The organism is Rhizobium sp. EC-SD404, assembly GCF_902498825.1.
Lineage (GTDB): Bacteria > Pseudomonadota > Alphaproteobacteria > Rhizobiales > Rhizobiaceae > Georhizobium.
Window position 1 is genome coordinate 3,762,819 of sequence record NZ_LR701459.1, and the last position, 14,773, is coordinate 3,777,591.

Annotated in this window: 14 protein-coding genes; 3 read left to right on the top strand and 11 right to left on the bottom strand. The window is 61.9% G+C overall.

Going from position 1 to position 14,773, the window contains the following annotated elements:
• Positions 1-108 precede the first annotated feature (108 nt).
• Positions 109-1,965, top strand: a complete 1,857-nt coding sequence (locus GC125_RS18915; protein ID WP_151987088.1) for an AsmA family protein — start codon at positions 109-111, stop codon at positions 1,963-1,965.
• Between the two features lie 68 nt (positions 1,966-2,033).
• Here GC125_RS18915 and GC125_RS18920 read toward each other — a convergent pair whose 3' ends face one another.
• The 5 genes from GC125_RS18920 to GC125_RS18940 form a co-directional block, all read right to left on the bottom strand.
• A complete protein-coding gene (locus GC125_RS18920; protein WP_151987090.1) occupies positions 2,034-2,852 on the bottom strand; it encodes an ABC transporter permease subunit in 819 nt (272 codons plus the stop codon).
• A complete protein-coding gene (locus GC125_RS18925) occupies positions 2,849-3,754 on the bottom strand; it encodes an ABC transporter permease subunit (RefSeq protein WP_151987092.1) in 906 nt (301 codons plus the stop codon). Before GC125_RS18925 ends, GC125_RS18920 begins: the two co-directional genes overlap by 4 nt.
• 2 nt (positions 3,755-3,756) lie before the next feature.
• Positions 3,757-4,926 (bottom strand): ABC transporter ATP-binding protein, encoded by a 1,170-nt coding sequence (locus GC125_RS18930; protein ID WP_502706075.1) that lies wholly within the window; start codon positions 4,924-4,926, stop codon positions 3,757-3,759.
• Positions 4,927-4,971: 45 nt separating this feature from the next.
• A complete protein-coding gene (locus tag GC125_RS18935; protein WP_151987097.1) occupies positions 4,972-6,063 on the bottom strand; it encodes a polyamine ABC transporter substrate-binding protein in 1,092 nt (363 codons plus the stop codon).
• 178 nt (positions 6,064-6,241) lie between these two features.
• Positions 6,242-7,684, bottom strand: coding sequence for a helix-turn-helix domain-containing protein (locus GC125_RS18940; protein ID WP_151987098.1), 1,443 nt, complete (start codon positions 7,682-7,684; stop codon positions 6,242-6,244).
• A 210-nt stretch (positions 7,685-7,894) separates the two neighbouring features.
• Here GC125_RS18940 and aceA point away from each other — a divergent pair, with 210 nt between their 5' ends.
• Together aceA and GC125_RS18950 are read left to right on the top strand one after the other, a co-directional pair.
• Entirely contained in the window at positions 7,895-9,184 is a 1,290-nt protein-coding gene (gene aceA / locus GC125_RS18945; RefSeq protein WP_151987100.1) for an isocitrate lyase, read from the top strand.
• A gap of 89 nt (positions 9,185-9,273) precedes the next feature.
• Positions 9,274-9,507, top strand: a complete 234-nt coding sequence (locus GC125_RS18950; RefSeq protein ID WP_126008630.1) for an SMc00767 family acetate metabolism repressor — start codon at positions 9,274-9,276, stop codon at positions 9,505-9,507.
• 37 nt (positions 9,508-9,544) lie between these two features.
• On the opposite strand, the gene GC125_RS18955 is transcribed toward GC125_RS18950, so the two are convergent.
• From GC125_RS18955 to GC125_RS20435, 6 genes are all read right to left on the bottom strand, one after another.
• Positions 9,545-10,030 (bottom strand): DUF4112 domain-containing protein, encoded by a 486-nt coding sequence (locus GC125_RS18955; RefSeq protein ID WP_199864649.1) that lies wholly within the window; start codon positions 10,028-10,030, stop codon positions 9,545-9,547.
• On the bottom strand, positions 10,002-10,823 hold the full coding sequence (locus tag GC125_RS18960; protein ID WP_151987104.1) for a DUF1206 domain-containing protein: 822 nt from the start codon (positions 10,821-10,823) through the stop codon (positions 10,002-10,004). Before GC125_RS18960 ends, GC125_RS18955 begins: the two co-directional genes overlap by 29 nt.
• The gene (locus GC125_RS18965) at positions 10,823-11,572 is read right to left on the bottom strand and encodes a phosphatase PAP2 family protein (protein WP_151987106.1); all 750 of its coding nucleotides are present in this window, start codon (positions 11,570-11,572) and stop codon (positions 10,823-10,825) included. Before GC125_RS18965 ends, GC125_RS18960 begins: the two co-directional genes overlap by 1 nt.
• 124 nt (positions 11,573-11,696) lie before the next feature.
• On the bottom strand, positions 11,697-13,706 hold the full coding sequence (locus tag GC125_RS18970) for a methyl-accepting chemotaxis protein (RefSeq protein ID WP_151987108.1): 2,010 nt from the start codon (positions 13,704-13,706) through the stop codon (positions 11,697-11,699).
• Positions 13,707-13,728: 22 nt separating this feature from the next.
• Positions 13,729-14,328, bottom strand: a complete 600-nt coding sequence (locus GC125_RS18975) for a hypothetical protein (protein WP_151987110.1) — start codon at positions 14,326-14,328, stop codon at positions 13,729-13,731.
• Between the two features lie 297 nt (positions 14,329-14,625).
• On the bottom strand, positions 14,626-14,712 hold the full coding sequence (locus tag GC125_RS20435; RefSeq protein WP_126012834.1) for a small membrane protein YohP: 87 nt from the start codon (positions 14,710-14,712) through the stop codon (positions 14,626-14,628).
• Positions 14,713-14,773 lie beyond the last annotated feature (61 nt).

Here is a 14,773-nt window from a genome sequence, read left to right on the forward strand (position 1 = left end):
GAGCGGCGACCCCACCGGTTCCACGCCGGCGCTTTGATTGCATTTGGAGGGAGGAGGCTCTAACCACATGGAAGGATCATCGAATTCGGCTTTCTCGGAAACAGGCATTTGGTCGCTGACGACACATCCAGGCAAGGCTTCAGGCGCGTCCGATGGCTCCTTGTGCTCATCGTCGCCATCGCCCTCATCATCGGCGGGGCGCTAAGCATTCCCTTCTTCGTCTCGGAGCAGCGGATCGGCGAGCATCTTCGGATCGAGCTCGAGGACGCCACCGGCCACCGGGTCGATTTCGATCCGGCCGTGGAAGTCGTGTTCTTTCCGGTTCCGGGCATAAAGATCACCGACATCACGATTCATTCGGATTCGGATCCTGAACAGCCATTGCTCACCGCTGAGATCATGGAGGCCGATTTCGGTCTCGCATCCGTGGTTCTCGGCGATCCGGAATTCTCCGACATCGCCTTGCAACGCCCGGTCGCGCGCGTGGTGCTGGACGAAAACGGCCTCAGCAACTGGCATGATCCAGAGGATCTTTCGGCGACCGACGGAGGGGAACCCGGCGCCAACGGGGCCGAGTCCAGTCCATTCGCCTTCGACATGTCGCGGATCGGCAACCTGGAATTTCGCGACGGCACTCTCCTCTTCGACGACAGGCGCTACGAGCGTCGCGAAAGCGTCAGCGCGATCAATGGCAACCTGATCTGGCCGCGTGTCGGCATGGGCGCACGTCTGGAACTCGGCGGCGTTCTGCGCGGCGAGCCTGTGCGTATGGTCGTCAACGCCGACCGGCCGGTCGAACTGCTGAACGGCACGCCGGCGCCGCTGCGGCTCAATTTGTCCTCCGAACTGCTGACCATCAATCTGTCCGGGACGGCAGGCCTCTCTGGGGCATCGCCCTCCTTCAACGGAGATCTGGAGCTCTCCAGCCCGTCGGTGCGCAGAGCGCTGCAATGGTCCGGTACGGAACTGAAACCCGGCGAAGCCATCAGCGCGCTTGGACTGGAGGCCGAGATCCAGGCAGCCGCGGGACAGGTGAACCTCGCCAACGTCCTGCTCGACATCGACAACAACCGTGGCATCGGCGCGCTCTCGCTCAACTGGACCGAAGGCGCGCCACCTGCCATTTCCGGGACGCTTGCCTATAGTGCGCTCGACGTCGGTGCGTTCCTGAACGCGTTTGCACCGCTGCCGCTCGATGGCGGACAGCTGACGCCGTCGATCGACACCGGTTTTTTGCGTCAGCTCGGGCTCGATCTTCGCTTTTCCGCACAGACCGCGCGCATCGGACGCCTCGAACTGCAAAATCTCGCCGCGGCAGCGCGGATCGAACGCGGACGCGCCCTGTTCGACATCGGCGATGCCTCTGCTTACGGCGGCACCATCATGGGCCGCATCATCATCTCGGAGAACGGCTTCGATGGCGGCGGTGAAATCCAGCTGACGGCCGAGAACGTCGATTTCGGAGCCGCCTATCAGGCCGCCGGCGTAACCGGCCCGCTTCCGCGCGGCCGCGGCACGCTCAATCTCGCCGTCTCCTCCCCAACTCCCGTCTGGGCAACCACGGCGCGCGATCTGCAGGGCCGGCTGGAAATGGCAATCGGAGAAGGATCGATCCCCGGCTTCAACCTACAGACATTCCGCACGCTGGCATCTCAGGAACGGTTCTTCAGCCTTACGCGCGCTTCGGAGGGCGACCTGCCGTTCCGCTCCGCGCGCTTCGCAACGACTTTTGCAAACGGCACGGCAGAGATCGAAACGGCAGAAATCTTGTCCGGCAGCACGACGGTGACGTTGTCCGGCCTCATCCCGTTCGATCGCGGCAGTCTCGCGATGTCGGGAGCGATCACCGATGCACCGGCTCAGCCCGCTGAAGGCGCGGAAACACCCGCAGCACCGCCGGCCTTGCGGTTCTTCGTCGGCGGATCCTGGCCCGCCCCGGTGATCTCACCGGTGATGGGAAACTAAGCGACTGAAGCGGTTCCAGGTGAAGTGAGACCCGGTTCACCGATCGGAAATGTGAAGTTACGCCAGCCTCAGTTGGCACGGGCCAGTTGCTCGGCCCGCTCGCGCTGGACCATGCTGCGCTTGTTGATCACCGAAGCGATGATGACCGCTGTCGTCACAAGCGCGATCAGCACCGTGCACACCGCGTTGATCTCCGGCGTGACGCCGAGCCTGACCTGGCTGTAAATCCGCATCGGTAGCGTCGTCGCACCGGAGCCCGACGTGAAGCTCGCGATGACGAGGTCATCCAGCGACAGCGTGAAGGCAAGCATCCAGCCGGCGATCACCGCGGGAGCGATGACCGGCAACGTCACCGTCAGAAACGCCTTGAGCGGCGTGCAGCCAAGATCCTGCGCTGCCTCTTCGAGCGACCGGTCGAACGTCACCAGCCGCGATTGAACCACCACCGCGACGAAGCACATGGAGAACGTCGTGTGCGCCAGCATGACGGTGAAGATCGTGCGGTCGAGATTCATCGCGATGAAGAGCAGCAGCAGCGACAGGCCGGTGATCACTTCCGGCATGACGAGCGGCGCGAAGACCATGCCGGAAAACAGCAACCGACCGCGAAACCGCGTGACGCGGACGAGCACCACGGCTGCTAGCGTTCCGAGCAGCGTCGCCGCTGTCGCCGAAACGAGGGCGACGCGGAGCGTCACCCATGCCGCGTCGAGAAGCGCTTGGTTGCGCAGCATCTCGCCGTACCACTGGGTGGAAAACCCCGCCCATACCGTTACGAGCCGCGACGCGTTGAACGAGTAGATGATCAGAAGGATGATCGGGATGTAGAGGAAGGCGAAGCCGACCACCACCGACACGATGTTGAAGCCGGACCAGTGCCTGTTCATCGCGTATCGGCCTCGCGCGTCCGCGCCTGGTAATACTGAAAGATGACGATCGGCACGACCAGGATCAGCAGAAGCAGCGTTGCAACCGCAGAAGCGACCGGCCAGTCCCGGTTGGAGAAGAACTCCACCCAGAGCGTGCGTCCGATCATCAGCGTGTCCGATCCACCGAGGAGATCGGGGATCACGAATTCACCGACGGCCGGGATGAAGACGAGCATGCAGCCGGCGACGACACCGGGAAGCGACAGCGGGAACGTCACCTTCCAGAAGGCGGCGAGCCGGGTGCAGCCGAGATCCTGCGCCGCCTCGATCAGGCTCTCGTCCATCCGCTCCAGCGCCGCATAAAGCGGCAGCACCATGAACGGCAGATAGGAATAGACGATGCCGATATAGACGGCGATGTCGGTGTTGATGATGGCGAGGGGCTGGTCGATGACGCCGAGCCATTGCAGGAACTGATTGAGCAGGCCTTCACGCCGGAGGATGCCGATCCAGGCATAGACACGGATGAGAAAGCTCGTCCAGAACGGCAGGATGACAAGCATCACCAGAAGCGGCCGCCAATGCGCCGGCGCGCGCGCCATGCCATAGGCCAGCGGATAGCCGATCGCGAGCGCGAGCACCGTGGAGACGAAGGCGATCTTGAGGCTCGACAGATATGCGTTAAAGTAAAGCGGATCCTCGGTCAGCCAGAGATAATTGTCCAAGGACAACTGCCGCAGCTTTTCCAACCACCCGTCGAAGCCATCCGTCCAGCCGAAAACCGGCAGGTAAGGCGGGATCGCGATGTTGGTCTGCGAAAACGAGATCTTGAAGACGATAAAGAACGGAATGAGGAAGAAGATCAGAAGCCAGAGATAGGGAATGGCGATCAGAAGCCATCTGCGTGCCGCAGCGCCCATCGTCAGCGCTCCAGAACGACGCCGGCATCCTCGGCGAAGGACAGCCAGACGCGGTCGTGATAGGTGAAGACCTCCGAGCCGCTGCGCGACGCGTTGACGACGCTGGCCTTGACGATCTTGCCGCTGTCGAGCTTGACGTGGAAAATCGACATGTCGCCGAGATAGGCGAGGTCCCACACCTCCCCTTCCACCGCATTGACGCCAGACGCCGGCTTCGTGTGGGTGACTGAGATCTTTTCGGGACGCAGTCCGATCGTGAGCGTCTCGCCCACACCGCGCGATTGGCCGTCCACCGACCGAATGACGAACCCCTCCGGCGACTGCAATTCGGTCAGCGCCGCGTCGGAGCGGGTGACCTCACCGTCGAACAGATTGATGCTACCGATGAAGTCGGCGACGAACCGTGAATTTGGCGCTTCGTAAACCTCCGCCGGCGTTGCCACCTGGCGAATTTGCCCGGCGTCCATGACGGCAATGCGATCCGCCATGGTCATCGCTTCTTCCTGATCGTGCGTGACGACCACGAAGGTGAGACCGAGATCGTATTGCAGATCGGTCAGTTCGAACTGCGTTTCCTCGCGCAACTTCTTGTCGAGCGCGCCGAGCGGCTCGTCGAGCAGAAGCACCTTCGGCTGCTTGGCGAGCGCCCGGGCAAGCGCGACGCGCTGCCTCTGACCGCCGGACAATTGATGCGGCTTGCGACCGGCAAATTCCGACATCTTCACGAGCTTCAGCATCTGGGCGACACGCTCGGCGATGGCGGGTTTCGCCATCTTCTCCTGCTTCAGGCCGAACCCGACATTGTCGGCGACGCTCATGTGCGGAAAGAGCGCGTAGGACTGGAACATCATATTGAGCGGGCGGCGATAGGGCGGCACGCCCGTCAGGTCGACCCCGTCGAGAAGGATCGCGCCTTCGTTCGGCGTCTCGAAACCCGCAAGCATGCGCAAGAGCGTAGACTTGCCGCAGCCCGAGGCGCCGAGAAGCGCAAAGAACTCGCGTTCGTAGATGTCGAGGGAAAGGTCGTCGACCGCCGTGAAGTCACCGAAACGCTTGGTCACGTTTCGGATAGATATCATCGCCTTGGCGTTTGGGTCGGACCACGGCGCAAAAGAACGCCGAATATTGCCAAGGGATCTCATGCCGTTCTGCTGCCCGTAGTTTGCGGCCATTTGGCCAAGGGCGCGGGCGCGACCGATCGCGCCCGCGGATCGTGCTTATTGGCCGCTTTTGACCCGCGTCCAGGCGCGCGTGATCAGGCGGTTGGCCTGCGCGTCATAAGGCGGCTTGGTGAAGAGCTTTTCCTGCGCTTCGGCAGGCGGATAGATGGCGGGATCGCCGATCACGTCTTCCACCAAAAACTCCTGCGACGCCTCGTTACCGTTCGCGTAGTAGACGTAGTTCGACGCCTTGGCGATAACTCCAGGCTGCATCAGGTAATTGATGAATTCGTGGGCCTCCTCGACATTGCCCGCATCGGCGGGGATGGCGAGCTGGTCGAACCACATCTCCGCGCCTTCGACCGGGATCGCGTAGCCGACCTCGACGCCGGCCTCCGCTTCGGCGGCACGATCGCGTGCCTGGAAAACGTCGCCCGAATAACCGATTGCAAGGCAGATATCGCCGTTGGCGAGTCCGTTGATATACTCGGACGAGTGGAATTTCTCCACGAAGGGCCGGATCTGCATCAGGGCTTCTTCGGCCGCCGCGATATCTTCCGCAGACGTCGAATTCGGATCGCGGCCGAGATAGGCGAGCATTGCCGGGAAAATTTCGATCGGCGAATCCAGCATGTGGATGCCGCAATCGGCGAACTGAGCGGCGATCTCCGGATCGAACACGACGGACCAGCTGTCGATGCTGTCCTCACCGAGGATTTCCTGCACCTTGCCGACATTGTAGCCGATGCCGTTGGTGCCCCACATGTAATTGACCGAATAGGCATTGTCCGGATCGAAGACGGCGGTGCGCTCGGTCACCAGATCCCACATATTGCCGATGTTGGTGAGCTTCGACTGGTCGAGTTCCTGGTACACGCCGGCAGCGATCTGGCGCGACAGGAACGATGCCGTCGGCACGACCACATCGTAACCCGAGCCGCCGGCCAGGAGGCGGGTTTCGAGCATCTCGTTGGAATCATAGACGTCGTAGACGACCTGAATACCGGTTTCGGCGGTGAATTCCGCGAGAATTTCGTCGTCGATATAGTCAGACCAGTTGTAGACATTCACGACGCGGTCTTGCGCTCCGGCAGCCACCGTTCCTGCCAGCAGGATGGCGACTGTGCTCAAAACTCGGCTGTTCTTCATTATGGAGATTTCCCTGTTTGTCCGTTCTTGGCCCGTTTGTCCGTCTTCGCGTGACTGATGGATCGAGCACCCTGTTGGCTGAAAACTAGGCGGGAAAGCCGGGCCTCACAAGCTTAAATTGACGGCAGGCCGCGCCCGCTTTCCAAGCAGCCCCGCAGATCCTTCCAACCTGTGCAGCTCATTGAAAATCGAAAGCACTCAAGCCGGTGACCATTTCGTCGAGCCCGAGCGGGCGCGTTACGGGCGGCTCGGCGCGCGCAAGGCAACCCTGACGCTCGCAGAGCCTGCACGCCGCCCCGACCTTCGTGGTCTCTCGTGCCACCGAAGATCCCGCCGCACGTCTGAGGTCGATGGCGCCGCCATAGATGATGTCATCGCGAAATCCGATATCGCAGCCAAGCAGCAGCGCGGTGCGCCGCACCCGCTCGTTGAAGGCCGCTTGCGGCCCTTCGAGCGTGCGGGAAACGACGAGAAATTCGGCGCCATCGGTGAGTTCGACGGCATCAACGAGGATCTGGCCCGGCTGCGAGAAGGCTGCGTGGATATTGAGCTTCGGGCAATCGCCGCCGAAGCGCGCGTGCGGATAACCCTTGGCGCCTGAGCGCCGGAACTTGTGTCCGGCATTGTCGATTTCCAGCAGGAAGAACGGCACGCCCTCCTGCCCCGGTCGCTGCAGCGCCGTGAGCCGGTTGGCGACGTGCTCGTAGGACACGCGAAACCGCGACCTGAGAACATCGATGTCATAACGCGTACGCTGGGCTGCCGCGAGAAACGTGCCATAGGGCATCATCAGCGCATGCGCCGCATAGCGCGCGAGCTCGAAGCGGGCGAGCCGGCGCGCTTCGTCGCCTTCGAGGCCCAGCGTATCGAGCGCCGCGCCGATCTCGTCGCGCAGCGCGAGCTGGCACGCTTCCATGGCGATCTCACGCAACTGGTCGAACGGCGACAGACGTTCCGACAGGAAGAGCCGCATGGAATGCCGATCGTAGCGGCGCCGCAGATTGGGCATCGCATGAACCGGCAGAGCCCGCACGACGATGCCGTGCTCACGGCTCAGCCAACCCCGGATGGCGCCTGACAGATCCTCGCCTGGAGCCAACCGGTCATGGAAAGCCTCCGCGGCCTTGTCGATGGCTGCAAAATAGTTGGAGCGGCGTTCGAAGGTTTCGCGAACGACATCGATCGGCAGCTTGGCGCCCGCGGCGACCGTTTCATGTCCCTCGCGCGCCAGCAGGCTGGAGAGATCGGACAGGCGCTCCGCCTGCTCCCGATAGGCACGATAGAGCTTCACCATGCCCGCCGCCGCATTCGGCGCGGCCTCGGAAATCTCGATCAGTTCCTGGTCGCCGGGCAACTCACCGGCCAGAAGCGGATCGGAAAACACCTCCTTGAGCGCGGTCACCGAGGCAGGCGTTTCGCCCTGAAGCGCGTCCAGATCGATCTTGAACGTGCTGGAAAGCTTCAGCAGCAATTGCACGGTCAGCGGTCGCTGATTGCGCTCGATCAGGTTGAGATAGGAAGCCGATATGCCGAGCGCCTCGGCCATCGCCGTCTGGGTCATGTCCATGCCGTTGCGCAACCGGCGCACGCGCGGTCCGGCGAAAATCTTCTGATCGGCCATTTGTGAAGACCTTTACATTCAAGCCGACTTTACAGAATTGACAGATTTACAGAAGGCGCTTGTAAATTCAAGCACAGCATGACCCTTTTCACTATCGCATAAACCCTTATTTTCTGGCGACCTCCCGCAGCGCAATGTAAACCTTGTCACATCAACACAGCGCAACGGAGCGGCACAGAGATCGCCGCCTCCAGCAGTCGGAGAAGTGCCATGACAGATTTTTACAACCTCGTTCCTTCCGCTCCCGAAGGCCGCTTCGATGGCATCGAGCGCCCCTATTCGGCCGAGGACGTGAAGCGTCTGCGTGGCTCGGTGCAGATCCGCTACACGCTCGCCGAAAACGGCGCGAACCGCCTCTGGGATCTCATTCGCTCGGATGACTTCGTCAATGCGCTTGGGGCGCTGTCCGGCAACCAGGCAATGCAGATGGTTCGCGCCGGGCTCAAGGCCATCTACCTCTCCGGCTGGCAGGTTGCGGCAGACGCAAACACGGCATCGGCCATGTATCCCGACCAGTCGCTCTACCCGGCCAATGCAGGCCCAGAGCTCGCCAAGCGGATCAACAAGACGCTGCAGCGCGCCGACCAGATCGAGACATCGGAAGGCAATGGCCTGTCGGTCGACACCTGGTTCGCCCCGATCGTCGCAGACGCCGAGGCAGGCTTCGGCGGCCCGCTCAACGCCTTCGAGATCATGAAGGCCTATATCGAGGCAGGCGCCGCAGGCGTTCACTTCGAAGACCAGCTCGCATCGGAAAAGAAGTGCGGCCACCTCGGCGGCAAGGTTCTGATCCCGACCGCGGCCCACATCCGCAACCTCGACGCGGCGCGTCTTGCAGCCGATGTGCTTGGTGTCCCCTCGCTCGTCATCGCCCGCACCGATGCGGAAGCCGCAAAGCTCCTGACATCCGACATCGACGAGCGCGACCAGCCCTTCGTTGATTATGACGCAGGCCGCACGACGGAAGGCTTCTACCGGGTCAAGAACGGTCTCGAGCCGTGCATCGCCCGCGCCGTCGCCTATGCCGAACATGCGGACATGATCTGGTGCGAAACTTCCAAGCCCGATCTCGATCAGGCCCGCCGTTTCGCCGAAGGCGTGCACAAGGTGCATCCGGACAAAATGCTCGCCTACAATTGCTCGCCTTCGTTCAACTGGAAGAAGCACCTGGACGACGCGACGATCGCCAAGTTCCAGCGCGAACTGGGTGCGATGGGCTACAAGTTCCAGTTCATCACGCTTGCCGGTTTCCACCAGCTGAACTTCGGCATGTTCGAACTCGCCCGCGGCTACAAGGATCGCCAGATGGAGGCCTATTCGGAGCTTCAGGAAGCCGAGTTCGCCGCGGAGACCAACGGCTACACGGCGACCAAGCACCAGCGCGAAGTGGGTACGGGTTATTTCGACGCCGTATCGATGGCGATCACCGGCGGCAACTCCTCCACGACGGCCATGGGTGAATCCACCGAACACGCCCAGTTCCGCCCGGCGGCCGAATAAGATCGAAACCGCGTGGCGACGCCTCGCCGCCACGCCTCAAGCCTTCCATCAAATTGCGCCTAGGGCGCCTGAAAACGGAGATTACCGAAATGGCATCGATCTCACGCGTCAAGGAACGGGCTGAAGAGCAATCATCGGCCATGAGCGACGACCAGCAGAGCGCAATCCGCATGCTGGCCAACGACCTGCACCGCCTCAACCAGTCTGTCATGAAGGCCGTCGACGCCGGCGTATCCGTCGAACTGGTTCGCTCGGCCCGTCATCATTCCGAGGGCAATTGGGGCGACCTGATGATCCCGGTCATCGTCACGCAAAGCCGCTGACCTCCACCATCACGATGCGTGGCGAAAGCCCGTCGGCTCAAGCGGCCGGCGGGCCTTTGCGTTCCGCATGCCATGCGGCGCGGTCCCGCTCCTCTTCCTCCAGAAGATGCTCCTTCAGCATGCGGACATTGCGGGTATTGGCCTTGAACGCGACGTCGACGACAGTGCCGAGAACCGGAATGGCGCCGAAGATGTAGTCGAAAGCGATGTTGCTGATCATCTTGCGCTTGATGTGCCCCGGCACACCAAGCTTCTGTGCTTTCCAGTAGATCCAGCCCGCAGCGCCGGCGGCAACGGTGTCGCCCGCAACCGGCACGAGACCGAGCACGGCATCCCAGCCGAACCGAATGCCGAGGACGCTGAAATTGCGGTCGAACAACTTCTCGACCTGCTCGAGCCGCCTCAACAGTTCACGCCGCTCGCGCCCCTTGGGCGTATCATCGAAAAGTTCTGCGATCGCTGGTCCGTTGGTGCGGTCGTGATCGGCGACCTTTTCACCCGATGGCATCGGCATCTTCGACATTGATCCGTCTCCAAACGGCTTCGAGGATCGAATAGAGCGCGAAAGCCATGAGGCCGACGCCCATCGCACCCAGCAGGAACCCGCCGAAGGGCAGACCCTGAACGAAATCGAGCGCATCCTCGACACCGGGTGTGGGCGAACCTTCGTCGCCGGCATTCAGGCCGCGATAGAAAAGCAGGAACGCGACGACGAGAAACGAGAGCCCGCGGGCGGTCAGACCCGTGCGCGCGATGGGGTGTACGAAGTCCATTGCCCGAGGGGGCGCCTCAAAGTGTCGAGCGTAGCCCTTTCGCACTGCTTTCGCGATATGCGAGACGCCGACGCCGATGAAGACGGCCGTCAACGCCCAGGAGACCGCCTGGCTGCCGACGATGGATACGATGAAATCGACGATCTGCGATCCACCACCGCCCTCACCCTCGTCGCCCTGCGACCCGTTCCAGAGCCCGAATGTGAAGACCGCGAGAATGCCATAGGTCACGCCGGATGCGATGAGGCCACCGCGAATGGCAGCGCCCTTGAATCCCAACCCGTGATCGTCCGTATCGAAGATCGCCTGGATGAAGCGCCAGATGAGATAGGAGACCATGCCGCACATCAGAAGAATGGCCGTCACGTCCCCGAAGGGCGTAGCCAGGATCGTGCGCAGCGCGTCGCGCGATCCCTGCTGCTCGCCCGAGCCGATCGCGGCCAGAACGGCGAAGAAGCCGATGACGATGTAGACCAGCCCACGGGCGGCGTATCCAGTTCGGGCGAAGGGCTTGAACCAGACGTGGCGATGCGGAGACACCATTAAAGCGAGGCCTTGTCATTGCGGTGAAGATAGCCACGGGCCTGAATGCCCAGTTCAGCAAGCCGTCTGCGATTCTCGATCAACGCGACCGCGCACCAGACGATCGAGGCCCAGGAAAGTCCGAGCGCCCAACCGGCGATCACGTCGCTCGGCCAGTGGACACCGAGATAAACGCGCGTCAGCCCGATCGTGACGGTGATGACGAAGACGACAGTCGCGACATATATCACTTCGGCACGGCTGCGCGCATAGCGGATGAGCAGCGCGCCGAGCGTCAGATAGGTGACGGTCCCGACCATCGCATGGCCGCTGGGGAAACTTGCCGTGTGGATGACATCCAGTTGCTCGACGAGGTCCGGCCGCGGCCGCTCGAAGAAAGACTTGAGTACGGTGGAGAGGATCGCGCCACCTGCAACCGAGAACAGAACGTAGAACGCAGCCCAGCGCCTCGTCGCGACGCCGAGGTAGCCGGCGACGGCAAGAGTCAGAAGCCCGATCACCGGATAGCCGCCGAGCGCAGTCAATTCCAACGCCGTCTCTTCAAGCCACGGCGGACCGAGTGGATCGCTCGTATCCGCGGGATTGCGCAGAGCCAGAAGGAGGCTTTCGTCGAAATCCAGTCCCTCGCCCTCCATGATCTCTTCGGCGAGCTCGAGGAAAACGAAAATTCCGGCGCCCAGCACCGCCAACAATGCGATGGGCCACAACGCCTTCAAGGTCACTGCCGATCTTAAATCTGTCAGTCGCATGATTTCCCCTAGTCGATCCGTTGGAACGGATGGCAGGTTGAACGGTTCCGCCGAGCCCTTAAACGGCAGACGCCGGCGCGAAATCCGCGCCGGCGTCTTTGAATTTACACTCGAAGTGACGGGATCAGAACTCGGTCCAGCCATCGTCCTCCGTCGACGTTGCGGCCGCTGCGGCCGCGCCACCACCGCCGAAAGCACCGGCAAGCTTGCGCCCGAGCGCCCTTGCCGGAGATTCCCGGTTAACGCCGGCAGCGCTGTTGCCCCGGACGGGAATAGGTGCCGAAGGCCGACGCGCGACGGGAGCCGATGACGAGGCACTCGCAGCCCTGCGCTCGTAGCCTTGCGAAACCATCGAGCCGCGACCGGCCATCTCGAAACGTCCGACCAGACCGCGCAGCGACTGGGCCTGTTCCTCGAGGCTGACGCAGGCAGCATTGGTCTGCTCGACCATCGCCGCGTTCTGCTGGGTCACCTGGTCCATCTGGTTGACGGCGGTGTTGATCTCCTGAAGGCCAGCGGACTGTTCGCGCGCCGAGGTGACGATGGCCGCGATGTGATCCTTGATCATGTGCACATGCCGTTCGATCTGCTCGAGAGACGCGCCGGTCTTGTTGACATGCGCGACCCCCATGCCGACTTCCTCGCCCGACTTGCGGATCAATTCCTTGATCTCCTTGGCGGCAGCGGCCGAGCGCTGAGCAAGCTCGCGGACTTCCTGTGCCACGACGGCAAAGCCTTTGCCTGCTTCACCGGCGCGCGCCGCTTCCACCCCGGCATTGAGCGCCAGAAGGTTGGTCTGGAAGGCGATGTCGTCGATCACGCCGATGATCTGGCTGATCTGCGTCGATGATGTCTCGATCCGCTCCATTGCAGTGATGGCATCGCCGACGACAGCACGGGAATTGCGGGCCCCCGTCGTTGCATCCACGACCATGCGGTCTGCTTCTTCCGCCCGCTGTGCGCTGGCGCGTACCGTCTGCGTGATCTGGTCAAGCGCTGCTGCGGTCTCCTCAAGCGACGCCGCCTGCTGCTCGGTGCGACGTGACAGATCGTCTGCAGCCTTCGCGATTTCGCCGGAGCTGCCGCTGACCGACTGCGTGGCGTCGGAGATATCGGAAAGCGTTTCACCGAGCGATTTCACCGCCGCGTTGAAGTCGTCCTGGAGAAGCGCAAACGCGCTGTCGATGGTCTCGATCTGAACGGTCAGGTCGCCCTGCGCCAGGCGACGGAGCGCATCGCCGACGGTTTCCATCGCTTGCTCGCGGGCCTTGGCCGTGCGGACGGTCTCCGTCTCGTTGCGTTCGCGTTCCGCTTCGAAGGCGGCCCGCTGGCGAGCGGCTTCTGCTTCGGCTTCGCGCTTTTCCATGGCCGAAATCCGGAAATTCTCGAGCGCGTTCGCGACCACGCCGACCGTGTCGGCGCGGGCACGGTGCGGAACGCCGGTTTCAAGATCGCCGTCGTCCAGACGCTTGATGCGCGCCGTGAGGTCTCCGAGGGGACGTGTGACGATCGCTCTCAGTGCGAAAAGAAAGAGGCCAACGACCAAGAGAATGGACACGCCCTGCACCATGAGCGTCTGCATCCCGAAGCCGGCGCTGGTTGCAGCGAGCCCTTCCGTACTCCAAACGGTCGCGATGTGACCACGCGCATTGCCTTCACTGTCGGCTTCGAGCGGCGCGACGATCGTCACCTGCCCATCGCCGAGAGGCATGTCGTTCACGACGGTCTCGCTCGGCGGAGATGACATGACCGCTTCGATGGCCTGATGAGGGCCCGCCGGGTCGACGCCATCACGGGTCCAACCCGCAATTTCGCTACCAGCCGCATTGTAAACGAGGATTTGAACGAGATCGTGGTCGTCAGACGAGGCGTATCCCTTGTAAGCGTCCTCGACCGCTTCGGGCACGTTCCACTTGACGCCGCCCGCCGCGACCATACCGATCTGCTCGACCTCGCGGCTCCAATTGGCAAAGGCATCCTGACGCAAAGTCTGGCCGGCTGATTGATATAGCCACCATACCGTGGCGCCGAGGCCGATGAGGTTGACCGCGATGATGACCGCGGCGAGCTTCGTGGTCAGCGAGAGCCGGCCGAGAAAACTGACCGGACCGAGTGCTGCATCATTGGTTTTCATGTGTATGTTGTCCTTGGCGCGATCAGAGCTTGTTCAGGTTCAAAGAGACCGTGATCGCTCCAATGGGCTCGCCGGTGTCCGGGTCGATGATCGCGCTGTTCGCCTGGCTGATGACGAGGTGCGTATCGGGTTCGTATTCGATGTCGTCGATGAAAAGGCCGGCTTCCGGCTGAAGATACGTCTTCTGGAATTTGGCTTCGTCGCCCTGCCAGTAATCGGATGTCGGCGTGCTGACACCGACATTCATTCCCTTGCCGTCCATGACAATGATCTCGACGATCATCCAGTCGGCTGCGGACTGCTTCTGGCGCAGAAACTGAGAGATGGTGTTCTGGATCATGGCGTCGATCTGAGGACGCTCGATCTGACCGACTTCCGCGCGCCAGTCGGCGTCGGCACGATCTATGTCGGCTTGTGTCCATGCGGATGTCGTGCCGTTCTGCGCGCGCACAGCTTCGATGATTTCGGGGCTTTTGACCCACTCGGCCAGACTATCTTGAAAATACGCTTTGACCGCTTCTCGGTGGTCAATTCCGTTGGCGGATGCCTGGGACAATGGCGCAAAAGCTGCCCCCCAGAGCGCCGCGCACACTGCAAGCCTGCCCGTGGCGAGCAACGACATTCCCACACCCCTTGAACTCGGCGTGCATCAATCAAAGTGTATTTGATGAAAGTGCACAACCATAGACAAACAGACATGCCTATGATGGCGCGGCTTGGGACGTCATGTCGGCGCAAGTCGGAAACTCGCAACAGCCTGCTACAAATAATGCGCGAGCGTACTTGCCGAAAACTTAACGTAGGAAGGCGATAGATCGCATTTACAGTAGAATTTTGGGGATCCGGCCCGGAAATAAACGGGCCGGCAGACTGCGGGAGAGTGACTCTGTCTCGATGTCGCGAGACTTGAGTGTCGGCGTCAGAAAATTAGACTTAGCAAACCGATGACGACCAGAAGACCGATCAAGAAGATGACACCAACAGTGCCGCCGATAAATTTCAGCATGGGGATGATCCTTTTGCTTGCCCGTGATGAACGGATTAACGCGCAAGCGCCGCATTTGATC

Bases quoted from the DNA above. Each gene is read 5' to 3' on its own strand.
- GC125_RS18920 (WP_151987090.1), bottom strand. From the start codon at position 2,852: ATGAACAGGCACTGGTCCGGCTTCAACATCGTGTCGGTGGTGGTCGGC.
- GC125_RS18925 (WP_151987092.1), bottom strand. From the start codon at position 3,754: ATGGGCGCTGCGGCACGCAGATGGCTTCTGATCGCCATTCCCTATCTC.
- GC125_RS18930 (WP_502706075.1), bottom strand. From the start codon at position 4,926: ATGGCCGCAAACTACGGGCAGCAGAACGGCATGAGATCCCTTGGCAAT.
- GC125_RS18935 (WP_151987097.1), bottom strand. From the start codon at position 6,063: ATGAAGAACAGCCGAGTTTTGAGCACAGTCGCCATCCTGCTGGCAGGA.
- GC125_RS18940 (WP_151987098.1), bottom strand. From the start codon at position 7,684: ATGGCCGATCAGAAGATTTTCGCCGGACCGCGCGTGCGCCGGTTGCGC.
- aceA (WP_151987100.1), top strand. From the start codon at position 7,895: ATGACAGATTTTTACAACCTCGTTCCTTCCGCTCCCGAAGGCCGCTTC.
- GC125_RS18950 (WP_126008630.1), top strand. From the start codon at position 9,274: ATGGCATCGATCTCACGCGTCAAGGAACGGGCTGAAGAGCAATCATCG.
- GC125_RS18955 (WP_199864649.1), bottom strand. From the start codon at position 10,030: ATGTCGAAGATGCCGATGCCATCGGGTGAAAAGGTCGCCGATCACGAC.
- GC125_RS18960 (WP_151987104.1), bottom strand. From the start codon at position 10,823: ATGGTGTCTCCGCATCGCCACGTCTGGTTCAAGCCCTTCGCCCGAACT.
- GC125_RS18965 (WP_151987106.1), bottom strand. From the start codon at position 11,572: ATGCGACTGACAGATTTAAGATCGGCAGTGACCTTGAAGGCGTTGTGG.
- GC125_RS18970 (WP_151987108.1), bottom strand. From the start codon at position 13,706: ATGAAAACCAATGATGCAGCACTCGGTCCGGTCAGTTTTCTCGGCCGG.
- GC125_RS18975 (WP_151987110.1), bottom strand. From the start codon at position 14,328: ATGTCGTTGCTCGCCACGGGCAGGCTTGCAGTGTGCGCGGCGCTCTGG.
- GC125_RS20435 (WP_126012834.1), bottom strand. From the start codon at position 14,712: ATGCTGAAATTTATCGGCGGCACTGTTGGTGTCATCTTCTTGATCGGT.